The sequence below is a fragment of the Saccharothrix sp. NRRL B-16348 genome (assembly GCF_001280085.1).
Lineage (GTDB): Bacteria > Actinomycetota > Actinomycetes > Mycobacteriales > Pseudonocardiaceae > Actinosynnema.
The window spans coordinates 46,537-66,525 of the sequence record NZ_LGED01000194.1 but is presented as its reverse complement, the minus strand read 5'-3'; the positions used below and the strand labels follow the sequence as shown (position 1 = coordinate 66,525).

17 protein-coding genes and 1 riboswitch are annotated in these 19,989 nt (G+C 72.6%); of the genes, 7 read left to right on the top strand and 10 right to left on the bottom strand.

The features are described 5' to 3' along the window. Nucleotides 1-95: 95 nt before the first annotated feature. From ADK67_RS18095 to ADK67_RS18080, 4 genes are all read right to left on the bottom strand, one after another. Nucleotides 96-863, bottom strand: coding sequence for a hypothetical protein (locus ADK67_RS18095; RefSeq protein WP_157620540.1), 768 nt, complete (start codon nt 861-863; stop codon nt 96-98). A gap of 168 nt (nt 864-1,031) precedes the next feature. Further along, nucleotides 1,032-2,213 (bottom strand): S8 family peptidase, encoded by a 1,182-nt coding sequence (locus ADK67_RS18090; protein WP_053717600.1) that lies wholly within the window; start codon nt 2,211-2,213, stop codon nt 1,032-1,034. A gap of 114 nt (nt 2,214-2,327) precedes the next feature. Then, on the bottom strand, nt 2,328-3,305 hold the full coding sequence (locus ADK67_RS18085; protein ID WP_053717599.1) for a DMT family transporter: 978 nt from the start codon (nt 3,303-3,305) through the stop codon (nt 2,328-2,330). Nucleotides 3,306-3,515: 210 nt separating this feature from the next. Further along, nucleotides 3,516-4,775 carry a cytochrome P450 gene (locus ADK67_RS18080; RefSeq protein ID WP_053717598.1) on the bottom strand — a complete coding sequence of 420 codons (1,260 nt, stop codon included), beginning with the start codon at nt 4,773-4,775 and terminating at the stop codon, nt 3,516-3,518. 103 nt (nt 4,776-4,878) lie between these two features. Continuing rightward, nucleotides 4,879-4,991: riboswitch (cobalamin riboswitch) on the top strand. A gap of 92 nt (nt 4,992-5,083) precedes the next feature. Between ADK67_RS18080 and ADK67_RS18075 the strand changes: the two genes are divergently transcribed. From ADK67_RS18075 to ADK67_RS18055, 5 genes are read left to right on the top strand one after another with little or no spacing between them, the layout of a single operon-like run. Beyond that, nucleotides 5,084-6,388 (top strand): prenyltransferase/squalene oxidase repeat-containing protein, encoded by a 1,305-nt coding sequence (locus ADK67_RS18075; protein ID WP_082403555.1) that lies wholly within the window; start codon nt 5,084-5,086, stop codon nt 6,386-6,388. A gap of 37 nt (nt 6,389-6,425) precedes the next feature. Further along, complete coding sequence (locus ADK67_RS48250) at nt 6,426-7,244, top strand: hypothetical protein (protein ID WP_063797635.1); 819 nt, start codon at nt 6,426-6,428, stop codon at nt 7,242-7,244. After that, nucleotides 7,241-8,317, top strand: a complete 1,077-nt coding sequence (locus ADK67_RS18065; protein WP_053717713.1) for a CbiQ family ECF transporter T component — start codon at nt 7,241-7,243, stop codon at nt 8,315-8,317. Before ADK67_RS48250 ends, ADK67_RS18065 begins: the two co-directional genes overlap by 4 nt. Next, complete coding sequence (locus tag ADK67_RS18060) at nt 8,314-9,915, top strand: ABC transporter ATP-binding protein (RefSeq protein WP_053717597.1); 1,602 nt, start codon at nt 8,314-8,316, stop codon at nt 9,913-9,915. Before ADK67_RS18065 ends, ADK67_RS18060 begins: the two co-directional genes overlap by 4 nt. Beyond that, entirely contained in the window at nt 9,912-10,745 is an 834-nt protein-coding gene (locus tag ADK67_RS18055) for an ECF transporter S component (RefSeq protein ID WP_053717596.1), read from the top strand. Before ADK67_RS18060 ends, ADK67_RS18055 begins: the two co-directional genes overlap by 4 nt. Here ADK67_RS18055 and ADK67_RS18050 read toward each other — a convergent pair. The 6 genes from ADK67_RS18050 to ADK67_RS18025 all read right to left on the bottom strand — a co-directional run bounded on the left by ADK67_RS18050 (nt 10,690) and on the right by ADK67_RS18025 (nt 17,417). After that, the gene (locus tag ADK67_RS18050; protein WP_157620539.1) at nt 10,690-11,355 is read right to left on the bottom strand and encodes a hypothetical protein; all 666 of its coding nucleotides are present in this window, start codon (nt 11,353-11,355) and stop codon (nt 10,690-10,692) included. The genes ADK67_RS18055 and ADK67_RS18050 overlap by 56 nt on opposite strands. Before the next feature lie 99 nt (nt 11,356-11,454). Next, nucleotides 11,455-12,021 (bottom strand): hypothetical protein, encoded by a 567-nt coding sequence (locus ADK67_RS18045; RefSeq protein ID WP_053717594.1) that lies wholly within the window; start codon nt 12,019-12,021, stop codon nt 11,455-11,457. After that, a complete protein-coding gene (locus ADK67_RS18040; RefSeq protein ID WP_231648243.1) occupies nt 12,018-13,211 on the bottom strand; it encodes a sugar efflux transporter in 1,194 nt (397 codons plus the stop codon). The genes ADK67_RS18045 and ADK67_RS18040 overlap by 4 nt, the downstream gene beginning before the upstream one ends. A 70-nt stretch (nt 13,212-13,281) precedes the next feature. Beyond that, nucleotides 13,282-14,898 carry a methyltransferase gene (locus tag ADK67_RS18035; RefSeq protein ID WP_053717592.1) on the bottom strand — a complete coding sequence of 539 codons (1,617 nt, stop codon included), beginning with the start codon at nt 14,896-14,898 and terminating at the stop codon, nt 13,282-13,284. 57 nt (nt 14,899-14,955) lie between these two features. Continuing rightward, nucleotides 14,956-16,347, bottom strand: coding sequence for an acyl-CoA reductase (locus ADK67_RS18030; RefSeq protein WP_157620537.1), 1,392 nt, complete (start codon nt 16,345-16,347; stop codon nt 14,956-14,958). After that, nucleotides 16,344-17,417 carry an acyl-CoA reductase gene (locus ADK67_RS18025; protein ID WP_053717591.1) on the bottom strand — a complete coding sequence of 358 codons (1,074 nt, stop codon included), beginning with the start codon at nt 17,415-17,417 and terminating at the stop codon, nt 16,344-16,346. The genes ADK67_RS18030 and ADK67_RS18025 overlap by 4 nt, the downstream gene beginning before the upstream one ends. 384 nt (nt 17,418-17,801) lie before the next feature. Between ADK67_RS18025 and ADK67_RS18020 the strand changes: the two genes are divergently transcribed. Both ADK67_RS18020 and ADK67_RS18015 read left to right on the top strand, forming a co-directional pair. After that, nucleotides 17,802-18,746: an ATP-binding cassette domain-containing protein gene (locus tag ADK67_RS18020; RefSeq protein ID WP_053717590.1), complete on the top strand. Its 945-nt coding sequence runs from the start codon at nt 17,802-17,804 to the stop codon at nt 18,744-18,746. Then, entirely contained in the window at nt 18,743-19,555 is an 813-nt protein-coding gene (locus tag ADK67_RS18015) for an ABC transporter permease (RefSeq protein ID WP_053717589.1), read from the top strand. Before ADK67_RS18020 ends, ADK67_RS18015 begins: the two co-directional genes overlap by 4 nt. The last annotated feature ends 434 nt before the right edge of the window (nt 19,556-19,989 follow it).

Genomic DNA, 19,989 nt, shown 5'->3' with positions numbered 1-19,989 from the left:
ACCTGCGCCGGCAGGACGACGACCTCGGGTGGGCCGACGCGTGCGGCGCGTTGGAGGTCGGACGCCGCAGGGCCGTCACGCGGCTGATCCTGTGGTCAGTGGGTCGAGGGGGCGTGCTCGCCCGGGCCCTCCGGTGTGGCGTCCTTCCTGCGCTTGCGGAGCCAGGCCGCGAGTTTCCAGGCGGCCGCGGCGAGCACCGGGATGCTCAACCCGGTGAGCGCGCCGTAGTCCTTGGCCCAGGCGCCCACGCTGTGGATGAAGTTGACCTCGACCTCCACGGAGTGGTCGTAGGTCTTGTGGTAGATCGGCGCGTCTTCACCGGGCACGACCACGTAGAGGGAGAAGTCGAGGAACAGCTTGCCGCTGCGCTTGGGGCGGACGTCCCACGCCCACTCGACGTGGTCACCCCTGAGGAGGCGGCGTTCGACCTTGTCGCCGACGAGCGAGATGTCGAAGTCGGGCCCGGTCAGGCTGGAGGTCAGCAGGTCGCCGACCTTCGCGGGCCCCGTGGTGACGCCGCCGTTGCCGGGCAGGCCCGAGGTGAAGCCGGGCGGGACGATCTCCCCGCTCACTCGCACGGCGACGCGCTGCAGATCGTTGACGCGCATCGACCCGGGTTTTCGGTAGGCGACGTGGCCGTCGCGCACCACCGGAAGCGTGAGTTCCGGATGCGTGGGTTCCGGAAGCACCGGCGTGGTGCCGGGAGGCGTGCGCGACGGGGGCAGCGGAGCGGGCATCGTGTCGAACGGAGGCCGCGCGGTCGGACTCGCGGGTGACGCGTCCTGCTGCTGCCCGCACGAAGCCGCGGTCATCGTGAGAAGTGCGCCCACGACCAGCGCCAGGTGCAGCGGCTTCATAGCCATCACTTCCACAATGCGGCCTGCTGTACCAACAGGGTCGGTCGATTCGGCCGCACCGTTACGCCGGTGGTCGGCATGGACCGGAACGTCGGTCGCAGGAACGGTCGCGCGACACCCGGGGTTCCCCGGCGCGCGGGGTGAGGGCGCAAGACCCCCGCGCGCCGGGGACGTTCACAGGGCGTTGGTGAACAGCAGGCGGTTGACCGTGCCGCCGGTGGTGCCGCCGCTGACGACGTTCGGCGTGGCGCTGGAGTTCAGCCAGTTGTGCACGGTGGCCGACGGCTGGTCGCCGAACCGCTGCTTGTACAGCGCGGCCACGCCGGCCACGTGCGGCGTGGCCATCGACGTGCCGCTCATCGTGCCGGAGCCGCCGGTGCGGACGGTCGAGACGATCGAGCTGCCGGGCGCGTAGAGGTCGACGCAGGCGCCCGTGCTGGAGAACGACGACCGCGCGTCGGTGTTCGTGGAAGACGCGACCACGCTGGCCGTCTCCACCTTGCGCGGCAGGCGATCGCACGAGTTGCCGCCGGTGTTGCCCGCCGAGGTGGCCAGGAAGACGCCCGCGGCGATCATGTTGCGGATCGCGGTCTCCAGGCTGGCCGACGCGGTGAAGTTCCACGACGTGTTGGCCACGGCGGGCTTGGTGTGGTTGGCCGTGACCCAGTTGATCGCGTTGAGCGCGGAGGTGGTGGTGGCGCTGCCGGAGCAGCTCATCATCTTCACGCCGTGCAGCCGCACGCCCTTGGCGATGCCGTAGGTGGTGGAGCCGATGGTGCCGGCGACGTGCGTGCCGTGGCCGTGGCAGTCGGTGTTGTTGGTGTCGTAGCCGTTGTAGTCGAACGTGGCCCGGCCGCCGTAGTCCGCGTGGCCCGGCGTGATGCCGGTGTCGATGATGTAGGCGTGCACGCCCGCACCGGTGTAGGTGTACGTGAAGCTCTGGGACAGCGGCAGGTTGCGCTGGTCGATCCGGTCGATGCCCCACGACGGAGGGTTGGCCTGGATGGCGTCGAGCGCGTCGGTGACCAGCACGTCCTGCTCGATCGTGGTGACCGCGGGGTCGCGGCTGAGCTTGCGCAGCTGCGCCGGGGTGAGCTTGGCGGCGAAGCCGTGGAACGCCGCGTCCCACACGTGGGTCGGCGTGACGCCCGCCGTGGCGGCCACGCTCGCGCCGCTGCGGGACGTGGCGTTCAGGGCGACGATGTAGGAGTCCTTGATCGGGTGGACGGTCGCGGACGCCGTCGCGGTGACGATGTCGGCCTGGTGCAGGGGTTCGGCCGAGGCGGTGGTGGCGGTGAGGCCCACGGCGGTGGTCGCGACGGCCAGGACGGTGAGTGTTCGACGGAAAGGACGCACGGGTTGGCTCCTTCGGGTGAACCCGGCCGAGTGCGCCCCGCCGCAGGGTTGACGGAGCGAACAGTCACTCGTCCGTGGTTCAGACCAGCAGCCTGACCAGCGCTTATGTCATGGTCAACGGTGGTCGGCCGAACGGCCGCCGACGCCGTCACGCTCGGTGGACATAACCGACAACTGGTAATGCCCGGTTCGCTCTCCCGGCCGCTTGGCCGGCTCCGACCGGCTCAACGCGGACCGGCCCCACGTCAACCGGGTCAGGGCGACACCGACGAGCACCACCGCCATGCCGGCCACGATCCGCGCCGTCAGCGGCTCGTCCAGCACGATCGCGCCGAGCGCCACCGACACGACCGGCAGCAGGTAGCCGACCGTGGCCGCGCTGGTCGGCCCTTCGTCCTCGATGATCCGGTAGTTGAGGACGAACGTGAGGCCGGTGCCGAAGACGCCGAGCACCACCACCGCGACGATCGCGGTGACGTTGGGCGTGGCCGGGGTGTGGTCGAACGGCAGCATGAGCGCACCCAGACCGGTGGCTGCGGTGAGCTGGGCGGCGGACACCGCGATCGGGCCGCCCTTGCCGACCAGGTTGCGCCCCATGTAGGCGAACGCGACCGCGTAGCTGGCCGCCGCGCCGAGGAGGGCGAGGGCGCCGACGCCGGCCAGGCCGTGCTGCTGCCGGGGGGCGAAGATCAGTAGGATGCCCGCGAAGCCGAGGACGAGGCCCGCGACCCGGACCGGCGTGATGTCGCGGTCCGTGCCGATCGCCAGTCCGATGAGGAGCGAGAACAGCGGGGTGGTCGCGTTGAGCACGCCCGCCACCCCGGAGTCGACGGTCTGCTCGCCGATCGCGAAGAGCAGGAACGGCAGGGCGTTGCAGAACAACGCGGCGACCGCCAAGTGGCCCCACAACCTCCGGGGCATCCGCTGCCGGCTCGCCCGCGCCATGACCACCAGCACGGCCGCGCCCAGCGCACACCGGATCACCGTGATCTGCACCGGCGACAACCCGGTCAGCGCCAGCTTGATCCACAGGAAGCCCGAGCCCCACAACAGGGCCAGCACACCCAACCGCAGCACACCACGTCCGGTCATGGGACCACCGTCCCAACCGAACGCCTTAAAGAAAAGTGAAACCTGATGACGTCCCGTTAAGCAACGCTACAAGATCGCTCCTGACCGTAGAACTCGGCCTACCTGAACGTTCGACACGCGCGCGCTGAACGTAGGACTCGCGCGAGAGTCCTACGTTCACGCCGCGAGAGTCCTACGTTCAGGACACCCGAATTCAACGCTCAGGTCGGGTCAGCGGGTGTGGACGAGCAGCGACTCGACACCGTGCACGATCGACGCGGTCCGGAACGCGGGCCGTTCGTCGGCCAGCCGCAGGTTCGGGAAACGGCGCAGCAACGCGGGGTAGGCGGCACGCAGCTCCAGCCGTGCCAACTCCGCGCCCACGCACCGGTGCGCGCCGTAGCCGAACGCGAGGTGCTGCGACGCCGGACGGCCCGCGTCGAAGGCGGACACCTCCTCGCGGTTGGCCGCCGACAGTGACACCACCACCACGTCACCCTCCTCGATCCGCTGATCACCGACCGTCAGCGGGTGCCGGGCGAACCGCGGGAACGCCACCTGCACCACGCTCAGGTGCCGCAGCAGCTCCTCGACCAACGGCGCCGCCGCCGCGTCGTCGTCACGCATCGCCGCACGCGCGGCGTCGTCCTTCAACAGCACGATCGCGCCCAACGCGAGCATCGACGCCGTGGTGTCGAACCCGCCGGTCAGCACACCGTCGGCCAGCCCGGCCAGCTCGACGTCGCTCACGGCGTCGCCGTGCTGCCGGATGATCGACCCGATCAAACCGTCACCCGGCGACCGGCGCTCGCGGCGCACGATCTCCTCCATGTACGACAACGACTCCGAGATCGCGCCCAACGCCTGCCCCGCGCCGCCGAACAGGTCGAACCGCGCCGCCGCCAGCTCCTGGAACCGGTCGCGGTCCTCGTACGGCACGCCGAGCAGCTCGCAGATCGTCAGCGACGGGACCGGCAGCGCGAACTCCTGCACGAGGTCGACCGGCCCGTCGGCGGCCTCCATGGCGTCCAGCCGCTCGGTGACGATCGCGTCGATGCGCGGCACGAGCCGGGACAGCCTGCGCATGGTGAACTCCGGCGTGAGCAGCTTGCGCAGCCGGGTGTGGTCGGGCGGGTCGGCGAAGCCGAGGCCGCCGGGCGACTGCTCCAGCCGACCGACCGCCGCGCCGAGCCGCGCGTAATCGTTACTGAACGCCCCTGTGTCGGAAAGCACGTTCTTCGCTTCGTCCTGACCGGTGACCAACCACACCCGCAAGCCGAACGGCACCGGGATCCGGTGCACCGCGCCGGTCTCCCTCATCCGCTCCAACTCGGCGACCGGTTCCACCCCGTCCCGCTTCAGCGGGACCAGCGCACGGTCCGGGAGCAGCGCAAACGCCCGCGAACCGATCTTGCCCAACACCCACCGCGTCGCCGAACGCCGTGCGACCCACGCCACCAAACCGTCGCGCACGGACGCCAGAGTCGTCATCGAACACCCCTCTTCCCCAGATCGAATCGCCCGACGGTAACCGTAAGTAGGGGTGAGCAGCATCGCGCTAGAGGCGGATTGACACACCAAGGTCGGTGACAGACGATCGGCAATCGCGCGCGATACGGGGGAAGCCGGTCGAAATCCGGCGCTGACCCGCAACGGTAGGTCCCACCCGGGACGAGCCCGAACACCCGTCGCGCGTGCCACGCTCCAGACACCGTCGAGGTCAACGGGTCGGAGCCCGGGAGAAGCCGGTGCCGGCTGTCCGGGGTCCGCTCACGCCTTGCGCCCCGGAAAGGCCGAACATGTCGTTGAGACGGACCGCCGCTGTCCTGGCTGCCGCCGCCGTGGCCGCGCTCGCGGTGCTGCCCGCAGCCCAGAGCCAGGCACGGGTGGCGCCGACGACGGACGTCAGCGACGCCGCCGCCGGCTGGCTCGCCCGGCAGCTCGTCGACGGGGACCACTTCGAGAACGTCTTCGACGGCGTCGCCTACCCCGACCAGGGCCTCACGCTGGACGCGCTGTTCGCGTTCACCGCGGCCGGCGTGGCGTCCGACAGCGCGGACGAGGCCACCGCCTGGCTCGCCGAGCCCGCGATCATCGCGAACTACCTGCACTTCGGCGACCCCGCCGAGTCGTACGCGGGCGCGCACGCCAAGCTCGCGCTCGCGGTCCAGGCACGCGACCTGGACCCGACGGGCTTCGGCGGCGAAGACCTGATCGCCGGCCTCACCGCGCTCCAGGCACCGTCCGGCCGGTTCTCCGACAAGTCTCAGTACGGCGACTACTCCAACGGCTTCACCCAGGCGTTCGCGGTGCTCGCGCTGGACCGGTGGGAGGGCGCGCCGCAGGCCGCCGTCGACTACCTCGTCGGCGAGCAGTGCGCGGACGGCGGCTTCCCGCTGATCCTGGAGGCCGCGACCTGCGTGTCGCACGTCGACGCCACCGCGATGGTCGTGCAGGCGCTGCTCGCGGTCGACAAGACCGCCGAGGCCGCCGAGGCGCTCGACTGGCTGACCGGCGTGCAGCAGGCCGGCGGCGGGTTCCGCGACGAGGGCGCGGCAGGCGAGGGCAACGCCAACAGCACCGGTCTGGCCGCGCAGGCGTTGCGCGCGGGCGGTCGGACGGCCGCCGCGGACAAGGCGACCCGGTTCCTGACGTCGTTGCAGGTCGGCTGCACGGCCGCGGAGGCGGCGCGGGGTGCCATCGCGTTCGACAAGGCCGGGTTCACGCAGGCCACGTCGTTGCGGGCGAGCGCTCAGGGCGTCCTCGGCCTGGTGGGCGTGAACTTCGCGGACCTGACCGCGGCGGGCGACACGCCGGACGCGCCGGTGCTCGACTGCGGAACCACGACCACGTCGCCGACGTCGTCCTCGTCGTCCACTTCGGACACGACGACGACCACCACCGACACCACGACCACCACCTCGGGCGCCACGGCCACCAGCACGACGACCACCGCGGTGGTGGCCGTGGCGAACAACCGCGGCACCCTGGCCCGCACGGGCGCGGCCGTCGGTCCGGCGCTGTGGATCGGCGCGTTGCTGCTGGTGGGCGGCGTGCTCGCGGTCGTCCTGGCGCGCCGGCGGTACGCGGAGGCACGGAAGTGACGGCACGTGATCGCGGCACAGCCGGGCTCGACGCACCATGACCGGCCGGTTGCGCCGCGCCCTGTCGGCCGTCGCCGTCGTCGGGCTCGCCCTGACGGCCACCCCGCTGTCCGCCCACGCGGCCGACTGCGCGGGCGTCACGGTGGTCGTGGACTTCCGCTCGCTGGGCGGCGGCGTGCAGACGGGGTGCGCTCCGGGTGATCCGGCGACGGGCACGGCCGCGCTGACCGCCGCCGGGTTCGGCTACACGTTCGCGTCCCGGCAGCCCGGTTTCGTGTGCCGGATCAACGGCAAGCCGAGCAGCGACCCGTGCGTGAACACCTCGCCGACCACGGCGTACTGGGGGTACTGGCACGGCCAACCGGGCGGTTCGTGGACCTACAGCAGCACGAGCGCCGCCGCGTACGACCCGGCTCCGGGAAGCGTGGAGGGCTGGTCGTTCGGCGCGGGTGAGCAGCCGGGCATCGCGCCGCCGGCGCCCGCGCCGCAACCGACCCAGCCCGCTCCGCAGCCGCCGGCGCCCGGACAGCCCACGCAACCGGGCCAAGCGGGACAGCCCGCGCCGCCCGCGCCACAACCCGGTCAGCCGACGCAGGAGACCACCACCCAGCCGTCCGAGACGTCCGCGTCGACCACGGCCGGGACGACGACCGCACCGCCGTCGTCGGCGACGACCACCGGCAGCACGACGTCGAGTTCCGCCGCGCCGACGGGTGCCACGTCGGTGGCGGTGGAACCCACGGCGGGCACGTCGTCCGGCGGCACGGTCGGGCTGGTCGTCGGGATCGTGGTGATCGCCGCGTTGGCCGGTCTGGGGCTGTGGACCGCGCGCCGGCGTGCCAAGGCGACGGAGTGAGGCTGCACCCCGGCTCGTGGTGGCTGTGGGCGTTGTGCCTCGCCGCCGTGGCCAGCCGCACGACCAACCCGGTGCTGTTGGCACTGGTGATCGCGGTCGCGGGGTACGTGGCCGTGTCGTGCCGGGAGGACACGCCGTGGGCCAACGCCTACGGGGTGTTCCTCAAGTTCGCGTTGGTGGTGCTCGCCATCCGGGTGGTGTTGCACGTGTTCCTCGGTGGCGTGGGCGGGCCGACGGTGCTCGTGACGTTGCCGGAGATCCCGTTGCCGGAGTGGACGAAGGGCATCCGGCTGGGCGGCCCGGTCAGCGCCGAAGGGCTCGCTTTCGCGCTGTACCAGGGGCTTCAGCTGGCGACGTTGCTGTGTTGCGTCGGCGCGGCGAACGCGTTGGCCAACGCCAAGAGGCTGCTGCGGTCGTTGCCGGCCGCGTTGTACGAGGTGAGCGTGGCAGTGGTGGTGGCGTTGACGGTCGCGCCGCAATTGGTGGCCAGCGCGCGATCCGTGCGCCGGGCGCGGGCGTTGCGGGGTGACGTGGTGCGTGGCGTGAAGGCGATGCGGGTGCTGATGGTGCCGGTGTTGGAGGACGCGTTCGAGCGGTCGCTGGTACTGGCCGCGGCGATGGACTCGCGCGGGTACGGCCGGACGGCGGGGCTGCCGAAGCGGACCAGGGCGGTGACCGGTGTGCTGGTGCTGGGCGGGTTGCTGGGGCTGTGCGTCGGCGCGTACGGGTTGCTCGGCGGCAGCGCGCCGGGCGTCGTCGGCACGCCCATGCTGGTGATGGGCTCGGTGCTGGCGATCGCGGGACTGTGGACGGGGTCGCGCCGGGTGCGGCGCAGCCGGTACCGGCCGGACCGGTGGGGTCCGCGCGAGCTGGTGGTCATGGGGTCCGGGCTGGTCGCGGCGCTGGCGACGTTCCTCGCGCCGGACGGTCTGGGCGGCGGCGCGTTGACGCCGAGCACGGTGCCGCTGACCGTGCCCGAACTGCCGCTGCTGCCCGCGTTCGGCCTGCTGTGCGCGCTCGCGCCCGTCGTCGTCGCCAGGAACGTCATCGCCAGGAACAGGGTGAACGTGTGATCCGGTTCGAGAACGTCTCCGTCACCTACCGCGAGGCCGCCGCGCCCGCGTTGGCCGCGGTGGACCTGCACGTGCCGGAAGGCGAGTTGTGCCTGGTCGTCGGGCGGACCGGGTCGGGGAAGTCGACGTTGCTGCGCGCGGTGAACGGCCTGGTGCCGCACTTCACCGGCGGCACGCTCACCGGCCGCGTGCTGGTCGCCGGGCGCGACACCCGCACGCACCCGCCGCGCGAGCTGGCCGACGTGGTGGGCATGGTGGCGCAGGACCCGCAGGCCGGGTTCGTCACCGATTCGGTCGAGGAGGAGCTGGCGTACTCGATGGAGTCGCTGGCGCTGCCGCAGCCGGTGATGCGCAAGCGCGTCGAGGAGACCCTGGACCTGCTGGGGCTCGCCGACCTGCGGCACCGGCCGCTGGCCACGTTGTCGGGCGGGCAGCAGCAACGCGTGGCCGTCGGCGCGGCCCTGACCGCCCACCCGCGCGTGCTGGTGCTGGACGAGCCGACGTCGGCGCTGGATCCGGGCGCGGCGGAGGACGTGCTGGCCGCGCTGCACCGGCTGGTGCACGACCTGGGCATGACCGTGCTGATCGCCGAGCACCGGCTGGAACGGGTCGCGCAGTACGCGGACCGGGTGGTGTGGCTGCCCGGCGGTGGTCTGCCGCCGGTCGCGGGCGAGCCCGGTCCGGTGCTGGCGGACGCCCCCGTCGCGCCGCCCGTGGTGCGGTTGGGTCAGCTCGCGGGGTGGGAGCCGGTGCCGGTGTCGATCCGCGACGCGCGGCGGTTGGCCGGTCCGCTGCGGGACCGCCTTCCCGAGCCGCCCGTGGTGCCGTCGGCGCCGTCGGCGGAGCTGGTGCACGCCCGTGATCTGCGAGTTCGTTACTCCGCTGTGGACGCTCTGCGTGGCGTGTCGTTGCGCGTCGGCGCGGGTGAGCGGGTGGCCGTGATGGGGCGCAACGGGTCGGGGAAGTCGAGCCTGCTGTGGGCGGTGCAGGGCACCGGCAAGCGGTCCGGCGGCGAGGTCTCCGTGGACGGCGTCGACCCGGCGACGCTCAAGCCGGGTCCGCGGCGCAAGGCCATCGGTCTGGTGCCGCAGCAGCCGGGTGACCTGCTGTACCTGCACACCGTCGGCGGCGAGTGCGCGCAGGCGGACCGCGAGTCGGGGAAGGCCGAGGGCACGTGCCGCGAGTTCCTGGACCGGCTCGCGCCGGGCATCCCGGACGAGCGGCACCCGCGTGACCTGTCGGAGGGGCAGCGGCTCGCGCTGGTGCTGGCCGTGGCGCTCACCCCGTCGCCGCGGGCGGTCCTGCTGGACGAGCCGACCCGGGGCTTGGACTACCCGGCGAAGACGCGGCTCGCGGCGGCGTTGCGCGATCTCGCCTACGACGGCCACGCGATCGTGCTGGCGACGCACGACGTCGAGTTCGTCGCCGAGTACGCGAGCCGGGTCGTGGTGCTGGCCGAGGGCGAGGTGGTGGCCGACGGCCCGACCGCCGAGGTGGTCACCGCGTCACCGGTCTTCTCGCCGCAGGTGGCGAAGGTGCTCGCGCCGGCGCCGTGGCTGACGGTGGCGGACGTCCGCGCGGCTTTGGCGGCACGGTGAGCGAGCCGGTCCGCATCCGTCCCCGCGCCACGCTCGCCCTGGCGGTGGCGGCGGCGATCAGCGTCGTCGCCTTCGGCTGGCCGTTGCTGGTCTCCGCGGACGCCGTGATCGCCCAGGGCGCGACCGCGCCGTGGACGTTCGCCCTCCTCCTGCCCCTCGTGCTGGCCGTCGTGCTGGCGGAGATCAGCGAAGGCGGACTCGACGCGAAAGCCGTGGCGATGCTGGGCGTGCTGTCGGCGTTGGGCGCGGCGATCCGCCCGCTCGGCGCGGGCACGGCGGGGATCGAGACGGTGTTCTTCCTGCTCGTCCTCGGCGGCCGGGTGTTCGGGCCCGGGTTCGGGTTCGTGCTCGGCAACACCATGCTGTTCGCGTCCGCCCTGCTCACGGGCGGTGTCGGGCCGTGGTTGCCGTACCAGATGCTCGGCGCGGCCTGGGTGGCGCTGGGCGCCGGGCTGCTGCCGTCGGCGCGCGGCAAGGCCGAGCTGGCGTTGCTCGCCGCGTACAGCGCCGTCGCGTCCCTGGTCTACGGGCTGCTGCTGAACCTGTCGTTCTGGCCGTTCGCGTTGAGCGCGGGCAGCACCTCGCTGTCCTTCCAGCCGGGCGCGCCGATCCTGGACAACCTGGTGCGCGTGGTGACGTTCAGCCTGGCCACGTCGCTCGGCTGGGACGTCGGCCGCGCCATCACGACCACGATCCTGGTGCTCGCGACCGGCCCGGTGCTGCTGCGCACGTTGCGCCGGGCCGCTCGCAGGGCGTCGTTCGGCGATCCCGTGTTCACCGGGGCAGCTGCGCCGCCACCTCCGCCAACGCGTCCAGCACCTCCGGCGTGAGGTAGCCGGTCGCGATCTCGGCCTCGGCGACGGTCACCGTGGTCCGGTCCCGGTCCGAGCCGTAGTTGGCGCCGGTGAACGCCACGTCCGCGAGACCGACCTGGGCCGTGCCCAAGGCCTTCACGTCACCGGTCCCAGGGGCGTCCATGATGTCCTGGAACTCCTGCGCGTCGCCGCGCGAGTCGAACACGACCCAGGCCACCGCGATCACCGCCGAGTTGCCCGCGTCGTCACCGACGGTGAACAGCACCCGTTCCATCGACGTGCACGCGGTCTCCCGGAGGAACTCCCGCACCCCGCCGAACGCCGCGTCCACGCACGCTGCCTGCTGCTTCTCCGTCCGCTTGAGCCCGTGCAGCCCCATCCGCCGCCACGCCCCGTCGGCGTCGCCCCGCCGGGCGAAGTCACCGCTCTCGGCTTTGCGCGCCTCGACGCCGAGCCCCGGACCGCCGCCACCACCGGAGCCGCCCGCGCTGAGGCCGACCGCTCCCCCGTACCCCACCGCGCTGAGCGCGATCAACCCGGCCAACAGCGCCGACCTGCTCCGCCCGCCCCCGCCGGCGACCGGCCGAACCCGGCCTCGGTCGTCGGTGTAGAAACCTCTTGGCACCCTGACCTCCTCCCCCTGAAGAAGGTTTAGCAACGCCAAGGGCCCCGAGACCCGAATTTCGCGGAGAACCCCTCGAAGAGCGCAAACCAGACGGTCGGTTCACTGACCGTGCGTAACCCGCCACCGGTCGTAGTCCACGGGTGTCCGCACGCCGTCGTCCAGCACCGATCGGTACACGTCGTAGCTGCGGTAGTCCGGGCGCGAGTGCTTGATCAGCAGGATCGCCGCCCGCGCCTCCGGCGTGATCCGCTCGGGCAGCGCGCGCACGTGGCCGAGGTCGGGCTGGCGCGCCGGCTCGTCCACGAACCAGATGTCGGCGTTCCACTCGGGCCCGGCGCCGTCACGGTACTTGAGCCCCAGGTACAGCCCGTCCGGGTACGCGTCCGGCTCGGTGTTCCAGTGGCCCTCGTCCTTGCGGAACTGCACCACGCGCACCCGCTCGTGCCGCGCGAGCCGGGCGGCGACACCCACCACGGCGTCGACGTCCAGCGACGGGCACGCCACCGTGATGTCGATGTCGGGCACCACCATCAGGCCCAACGCCGAACTGCCCGTCCGCACCGGCTCACCCAGCGCCGACAGCAGCACGTCCAGCCCGAGGTCCGCCACCACGGCGTCCGCCTCCGCCTGCAACTCGCCCTGGCGCCGCAGCAACTCGTCGATCATGCGGCCAGTATCGCCCGCTTGGGCCGCGCGGCGAGCAGCAACGCCAACCCCAGCACCGACATCGTCAGGCCCATGCCGTACGCGGTGCGGTAACCGAGGTGCTGCGCGAGGCCCAGCAGCGGTCCGACGAGCATCGCGCTGGTCTTGTAGGTGTTGGTGAACAGCGTGCTGGCGTACCCGGGCCGGTCGGGCGCGAGGTCCTGGAAGTACGAGATGCCCAGGCCCATCACCGCCGAGATGACCACGGCGTGCAGCACCTGCGCCGCCATGACCTGCCAGGTCGCCTGGGTGAGGAGCATGATCGTGTAGTACGCCAGCGCGACCGCGCCGCCCGCCAGCACGAGCACCCGGAGGTTGTACCGCATCGCCAACGCGCCGAAGCCCAGCATCAGCGGGATCTCCAGGGCCGCGCACAACCCGAGCACCAGGCCCGCGTCACCGGTCGTGCCGCCCAGGTTCTCGGTCACGAACAACGGCATCGCCGTCACGCCGAGCGATGTCGCGCACTGCAGCAGCACGAACGCCGCCGCCGCGAGCACGACCTCCCGCCGCAGCCCCGACTGCCGCGCCACCTCGTGCGACGGCGCCGCGGACGGCCCCAGCTCGGGCAGCCACACCAGGACCACGACGACGGCCAGCACGTACACCGCGCCGCTGACCGCGAACAGGCCGGTGAACCCGCCGCCGGCGAGCAGCAGCGCGCCCAGCGGCGGACCGCCGACCCACGCGATCGACATCGTCGTCCGCAGGCCGCTCATCGCCAACGGCGCCTTGGTCGAGCCACTGCGTTCCAGCAACTGCCGCGCGTAGGCGTACATCTGCGGAATCTGCGTGGACGAGATCGCCCACACCGTGAGCGCGACGACCAGCAGCAGCCAGTAGTCCCGCAGCACGGCGAACAGCACCCACGCCAGCGCGCCCGACACGCCGGCCACCACCAACAACGTCCGGCGGATGGGCCGCGAGTCGGAGAACCGCCCGACCAGCGTGCTCACCACCATCGACACCAGCGCGCTGATCAGCAGGAACGCCCCGACCGCGACCGGACCGGCCTCGATCTCCTTGATCAGGAAGACGGACAGGAACGGGGACGCCAACGCGTACCCGACACCGGTCAGCAGGCTCACCGACAGCAGCGGCACGAAGGGTCGGGACCGGGGTCGGACAGGGGTTTCGCTCAGCGCGGGCACACCGGCGATCCTCGTCGCCCGCCCGGGCGACGAGGAAGCCGATTTCCAGCATGCGGACCGGTGAGAGCGCTCACACAGTGGCTCGGGCGACCAGCACCGCCATGTCCAGCGGCAGTTCGCGGATGTCCTCCAACGCGAAGCCGTTGGCCGCCAGCAGCCGCCGGTGCTCGTCGGTGGTCCGCTCGCCGCCCTGCACGGTGTTGACCATCATGTGCACGTTGAACGCCAGCGGCAGCAGCGTGCGCGGGTCGTCCTGGATCGGCCGCTCCACCACGGCAAGCGTCGCGCCCTCCGCCATCGCCGCGCGCACGTTGCGCAGGATCACCGAGCACCGCGCGTCGTCCCAGTCGTGCAGGATCCGCGACAGCAGGTAGAGGTCGCCGCCCGGCGGCACCGGGTCGTGGAAGAAGTCGCCCGCGACCACCGACGCCCGTGCGCCGTGCCGGACCAGCACGTCGGCCGCCGCGCCGACCACGTGCGGCCGGTCGAACAGCACCCCGCGCAGGCCGGGCGCGGCGGTCAGCACCAGGTCGAGCAGCCTGCCGTCGCCGCCCGCCACGTCGACCACCGTGCCGGTGGCGGGCAGGTCCAGCAGACCGGGCACCAGTTCCAGGAAGCTCGTGCCCGCGGCCATCGCGCCCTCGAACAGCCGCGCGTCCGCCGGGTGGGCGGCGAAGTGCTCGAACGGCTGCGCGCCGTAGACGTGGCTGAACCCGCTCTCGCCGGTGCGCACGGCGTGCTCCAGCCCGCTGAACGACCGGTAGAACAGGCCGCCGTAGATGCGCGCCAAGTCCCGTTGCGACCCGGCCACGTCACCGCGCAGCACCGTGCCGACCTCGGTCAACGACCAGCGCTCGCCGTCGCGGCGGAACACGCCCAGCGCGGCGAGGTAGGCGAGCACGCGGCGGAGCTTGTCCGCGCGGCAGCCGGTGCGGTCGGCCAGTTCGGCGGTGTCGGCCGGCCCGTCGGCGAGCAGGTCGGCGATCCCGAGTTCGGCGACCACGGCCACCGCGCGGGTCCGCCACGCGCCGGTCATCAGGTCCAGCATCGAGCGACGCGGCTGGTCGGGCCGTCCGACGTGGCGTTCCAGCAGCGCGGCGTGCCGTCCGGGGACCTTCAGCTCCAGCCGCATTCGGGTCGCGCCGCGGAAGTGCAGCACCGTCACGTTCTCGTCGTCGTGGTAGCCGCCGTCCGCGCTGAGGCCAGCGTCCCGCAGCGTCCCGCACACCCCGCGCAGCAGCACGTCGTCGTCGCCGGGAACGTGGAACGCCACGTGCGACTCGGCCTCCCGGTCGGCGTCGGACAACGCCGACCCGCCCGGCACCACGATCAGCTCCACCTCACGCGGCCCGCCGGCGACGGGACCGCGCATGATCCGCACGTCGAACTCCTGCCCCGTACGCAGGCGCAGCCGGTCGCGCACCACCACGCCCGGGCGCGGTTCCCGCGCGTCGACGCCGAGGTCGGCCAGCACGCCGATCACGTCCGCCGGCGCCACCGCCGCGACCAGCACCGCGGCTCGCGCGAACTCCAGGTGCCGCAGGAGAGGCCCGGGTGGGTCGCCACCCAACACGGCCGCCAACGCGTCCCCGGTGCTCCGGTCCCGCGCGAAGGCCACGGTTTCCGCCAGCCGGCGGAGGTCTCTCTCCCCCAGCGCGCCGGGCGCGCCGCTCACCGTCACAGACATTGCCGATCCTCCCCAGAGGATGGCCGTGCCCACCCGCGGGCGGGCACGGCGGAGTCGTCACCCCTGGCGGGGCTGAGGTCTGTCGAGCTCCGGGTGGAGCTCGATGTCGCACCAGCGCACGAGGCCGGCGATGCGTGGCTGCCCGTCGTGCCGCCACGCCATGGACGGCTTGGTCATCTCGCCGGGCGCGGACACCCGGCTCGCGCCGAGCACGGCGAGTTCGCGCGCGGTCCGCCGGAACTCCTCGCCGACCGCGCCCAGTCCGACGTTCTGCAGGTGCCGGGCGAACGGGCGCATCGCGTCGACCGCCGCGGCCACGTCCGGCACGGACACGATCCGCGCGACCCGGTTGCCCGCGCCGCTGAGCGGCATCAGCACGTCGTCGAGCACGACCGTCCACTCCAGACCGTCGGGCGCCCACACCTCGCCGTCGTCGGACGTGGCCGCGCGCCACTCCGCGACGAGCCGGCGGTGTTGCAGCACGGTGGCGTCCCGCGCGTCGATCGTCCCGGGCGGGTTGTCCCGTGCTTCCCGCCGCATCGCCTCGGCCAGGTGCTGGGCGATCGCGCGGGCGTGCTCCTCCTGCACGAGGTAGACCTGCGGCGAGAGGCACGCGTGCTGGTCGAAGTCGCTGCAGTCGGCGGCGATCCGGCGCGCCACCTCGGCGACGCCGTGCCGTGCCGCGTACTCGGCGCTGACGATGCCGAACGAGAGCTTGTGCCCGTGTTCCTCGTAGAGCTGGTGCGGCCCGACCTTGGCCCGGATCGCCGCGCACGCCTCGTCGCCGCCGTAGGCGATCACGGCGTCGGCCTGGCCGAGCGCGGCCTCCAGGGTGGCCTCGTCGTCACGGTCCCAGTAGGTGGCCACGACGGCGTCGGCCAGCACCGGCTCCACGTCGTGCAGGGTGCGCAGGAACGCGGCGGTGAAGTGCGGTTCCCTGGCCGGGACCTTGGCGATCACGGACGCCTTCACCAGCAGCGCCCGCACCAGGGACCGCGCGGGCAGGCCCGGGACGTTGCCGGAGAACACCGCCAGCACGGTGCGCGGCCCGATCGCGGTCGTGCCGCCGCGGAAGTCGTCGAGCACCTCCGGGTCGCCCAGTTCCCGGGTCAGCGCGGCCAGCAGCGACTCGGCGCGCAGGTTGCCCAGCTCGGCGTCCAGCGCGCGGTGGATCGTCTCCTCGGACATGCCGGTGACCAGCGCCGCGTTCCGCACCGCGACGCGGCGGGCGGTGAAGTCCCGCTTGCCCCACAGGTCCACCACCGCGTCGACGGCCTCCACGATCCGCCGCACGGGCAACCGCCGCAGGTCTTCGTGGGCGGAACGGAGCCCGTCGCCGACCGCGGCCCAGTCGGCGGGTCGCACGCCACGCCACTCGTGCGGCCCGGCTTTGAGGGTGAACGGCACGCCGCCCGCCGTCAGCCACGCGGGCGTCCACGACACGCTCACGCCGCACCTCCCGTCATCTCGTCCAGGGTCAGCGAGCAGCCGCGACTGGCGCTGCCCGCGATCCGGCCCGCGATGGCCACGCCCTCCGGCCCGGCGATGCCGAGGTCGCCGGTGAGCAGCACGTGCGGCCGGTCCAGCAGGGACAGGTCGGTGACCTCCAGGAGGCCGTGGCCTTCGGCCAGGTGCTCGCGGGTGCGCGGGTCGCGGACCGCGGGCCCGCCCGCCGGGTGGCTGCCCTTGGGACGTTCGCCGAGCGGCCCGACCGGGGTGTCCGAGGCGTCGTAGAGCGTGTTGGCCAGCTCGGTCATGCCGAACATGTTGCGGTGCCGCTCGACGCCGAAGACCCGGCGCACGGCGGCGCGCAGGTCGTCCACGCGCATCACCCGCGAGCGGCCCTTGAACCCGCCGCCCTCGTACACCCCCGAGCCCGGCGGCAGTCGCCAGCTCCGCCCCTGCGCCTCCAGCGCGTCGCAGATGTTGACGAACGCGAACGTCCCGCCGACGAGCACCACCGGCCGCCCCTCCGCCACGGCGACGTCCAGTCGTCGACCGAGCAGGTCGAAGTCGACCCCGTGCGGTCCCACGACGGACGTGCTGAGCTCCGGGTCGCCGAACACCCTGGCGATGCGCGCCATGTCGAACGCGATCGCCATGTCGGGCGCGTCCTCCTCCGACGGCACGAACGAGAGGACCACGGGCGGGCCGTCGTCGTCCGGGACCGCGACGTGCCGTCGGGCGTTCGCCTCGACCGCCAGGCCCTTCAGCTCCAGCCCGAGCCTGGAGTAGCGGACGCTGCCCCGGGCGTTGCCGCTCGTTCCGCTGGTGCGGAACACCCGGACGGTCGGCGCGTCCGGGAAGAGGTGCGGACCTCCGTCTTTGTAGGCGGTGTCCGGCACGCCGACGCCCACGCCGACCTGCTTCCAGTAGCGGGCGACGTCCGGCGAGTTCGCCATGGCCAGCTCGACCAGCTGCTCCCGGAGGTCGAGGGGGTCGCCCACGCCGTCGCAGACGAGCCGTGCCATCTGTTCGAAGAGCCGCGCGACGTGGGGATCGTCGTGGGCAACGGTCATCGAGAAATCCTCCTGCGGTGAAGGGCGGACCTGGACAAGTCAGCAGTGGGCCGACGTGTCGGACAAGGTCCGTCACCGGAACGGGGCACCGCTGACCGGGGGTTTCCGAGGTCTCAGGATGACCGAGCGACGGCGTGCGCAGCACCGAACGAGCACGTTCCGCTTCGGGAAGCGGAACGCTGACCGGTCCTGTCGGTGCTCGTGGACGGAGGCGGAACGGCCCGGAACGCCTGCGAACGTCTGTGAACGCCCCGAGATGTCATCGGGGAGGCCTTGACATGTCGGCCGACACGGTTCTGACACGCGTCCTGACACGGGTCTGCACGCCCGATGACAGGTCCATCCCGGACGGTGGCGCTCGGACAACAGGGGAAGGGAACGGACATGGAGTACGCATTCGAGGCGGAAGGCCTGGTCAAGCGGTACGGCAAGACGACCGCGCTGGCCGGCGTCGACCTCGCCGCGCGACCCGGGACCGTGCTGGGGGTGCTCGGGCCGAACGGGGCGGGCAAGACGACGGCGGTGCGGATCCTGGCCACGTTGCTGCGGCCGGACGGCGGGCGTGCGGCGGTCGGCGGGCTGGACGTGGTGTCGGACGCGGCGCGGGTGCGTCGGCTGATCGGGCTGACCGGGCAGTACGCCTCGGTGGACGAAGACCTGACCGGCGTGCAGAACCTCGTGCTGATCGGGCAGCTGCTCAACCTGCGGACGTCGCAGGCCAAGGCGCGGGCCGCCGAGCTGCTGCGCGACTTCGAGCTCACCGAGGCGGGCGGGCGGCAGGTCAAGACCTACTCCGGCGGCATGCGGCGCCGGCTGGACCTGGCCGCGAGCCTCGTCGGCCGACCCGACGTGATCTACCTGGACGAGCCGACCACCGGGCTGGACCCGGCCAAGCGGGACGACATCTGGAAGGTGGTGCGCACGCTCGTGGCCGACGGCGCGACCGTGCTGCTGACCACGCAGTACCTGGAGGAGGCGGACGCGTTGGCCGACGAGATCTCGGTCATCGACCACGGTCGGGTCATCGCGCACGGCACGCCGGCGTCGCTCAAGCGGGTCGTCGGCGGGCAGACCGTGCTGGTGCGGCCCGCGGACCCGGCCCGGCTGGCCGACGCCGCCGCGGTGCTGGCCGAGGTGTCCGGGCACCAGCCGGAGTCGACCGCGCGGGGCGTGGTGACCGTGCCGGTGGACGGTGACGCGGCGTTCACGGAAGTGGTGCGGCGGCTGGACCAGCGGCGGATCGCGGTGACGGAGCTGTCGCTGCGGCTGCCGAGCCTGGACGAGGTGTTCTTCACGTTGACCGGCAAGCACACGGAGGTGGCGGCATGACGACGGTGACGACTTCGCCGGCGGTGGCTCGTCGGGAGGAGGCGCAGCGGCCGTTCGCCCTCGTGCGGCACAGCGCGGCGTTGGCGCGGCGCAGTCTGATCAAGACGATGCGGTCGCCGGAGCAGCTGCTGGACGTGACGTTGCAGCCGGTGATCTTCGTGGTGCTGTTCGTGTACCTGCTGGGCGGCGCGGTGTCCGGGTCGACGCACGAGTACCTGCAGCTGCTGCTGCCCGCGATCATGGTGCAGACGACCATGTTCGGCGGGATGGCGACCGGCGTGAACCTGAACACCGACATCGGCAAGGGCGTGTTCGACCGGTTCCGCAGCCTGCCGATCGGCCGGTCCGCGCCGTTGATCGGATCGGTGCTCGGCGACCTGATCCGGTACGTGGTGGCGGTGGTGTCGCTGCTGCTGTTCGGCACGGCGATGGGGTTCCGGGTGGAGACCGGCGTGCTGCCCGCGTTGGCGGCGTGCCTGCTGGCGATCCTGTTCGCGTTCTCGGTGAGCTGGGCGTTCGTGCTGGTGGGGATGCTGGTGCGGACGTCGGGCGCGGTGCAGGGCATCGGGTTCCTGGTGATGTTCCCGCTGACGTTCGGCACGAGCATGATCGCGCCGGCGGAGACGTTGCCGGGGTGGCTGCGGTCGTGGGTCGAGATCAACCCGGTGACGCACGTGATGAACGCGTCGCGCGGCCTGATGGTGGGTGGCCCGGTGGCCGGTCCGGTGGCGTGGACGTTGGCGTGGTCGGCGCTGTTCGTGGCCGTGTTCGCGCCGCTCGCCGTGCACGCTTACCGTCGTCGCGCCTGACCTGCGGTTTCCGTGCCGAGTGTTGAATTCAGGTGTTCTGAACGTAGGACACGCGTGACGCGAACGTAGGACACGCGCGTTCTGAACGTAGGACACGCGCGGTCTGGAGGTACGACACGCGGGCGCTGGGCGTTGGACTCTCGGGGCCGCGTTCGGCGCCCGTGCGCTGATCGGGTGTATCGGACGTGTCCTTGCGGCCCGAGGTGCGGCAGGCGTGCCACGGTTGCCGGGTGTTCCGGGTGTTCTTAGATCGGGCGTCGCGCGACGCCGAGTTCGTCGCCGCCGTGCGGGATGCCGGCGGCACGGTCACCGACCGGGCGGAGGACGCGGACGTCGTGATCGACGCGTCGACGCCGGCCGAGCTGTCCGCGCGGCTCGCGGCCGTGCTGCGGGAACGGCCGGTGCGCAACGACTTCTCCGGGCACGCCCGGTCG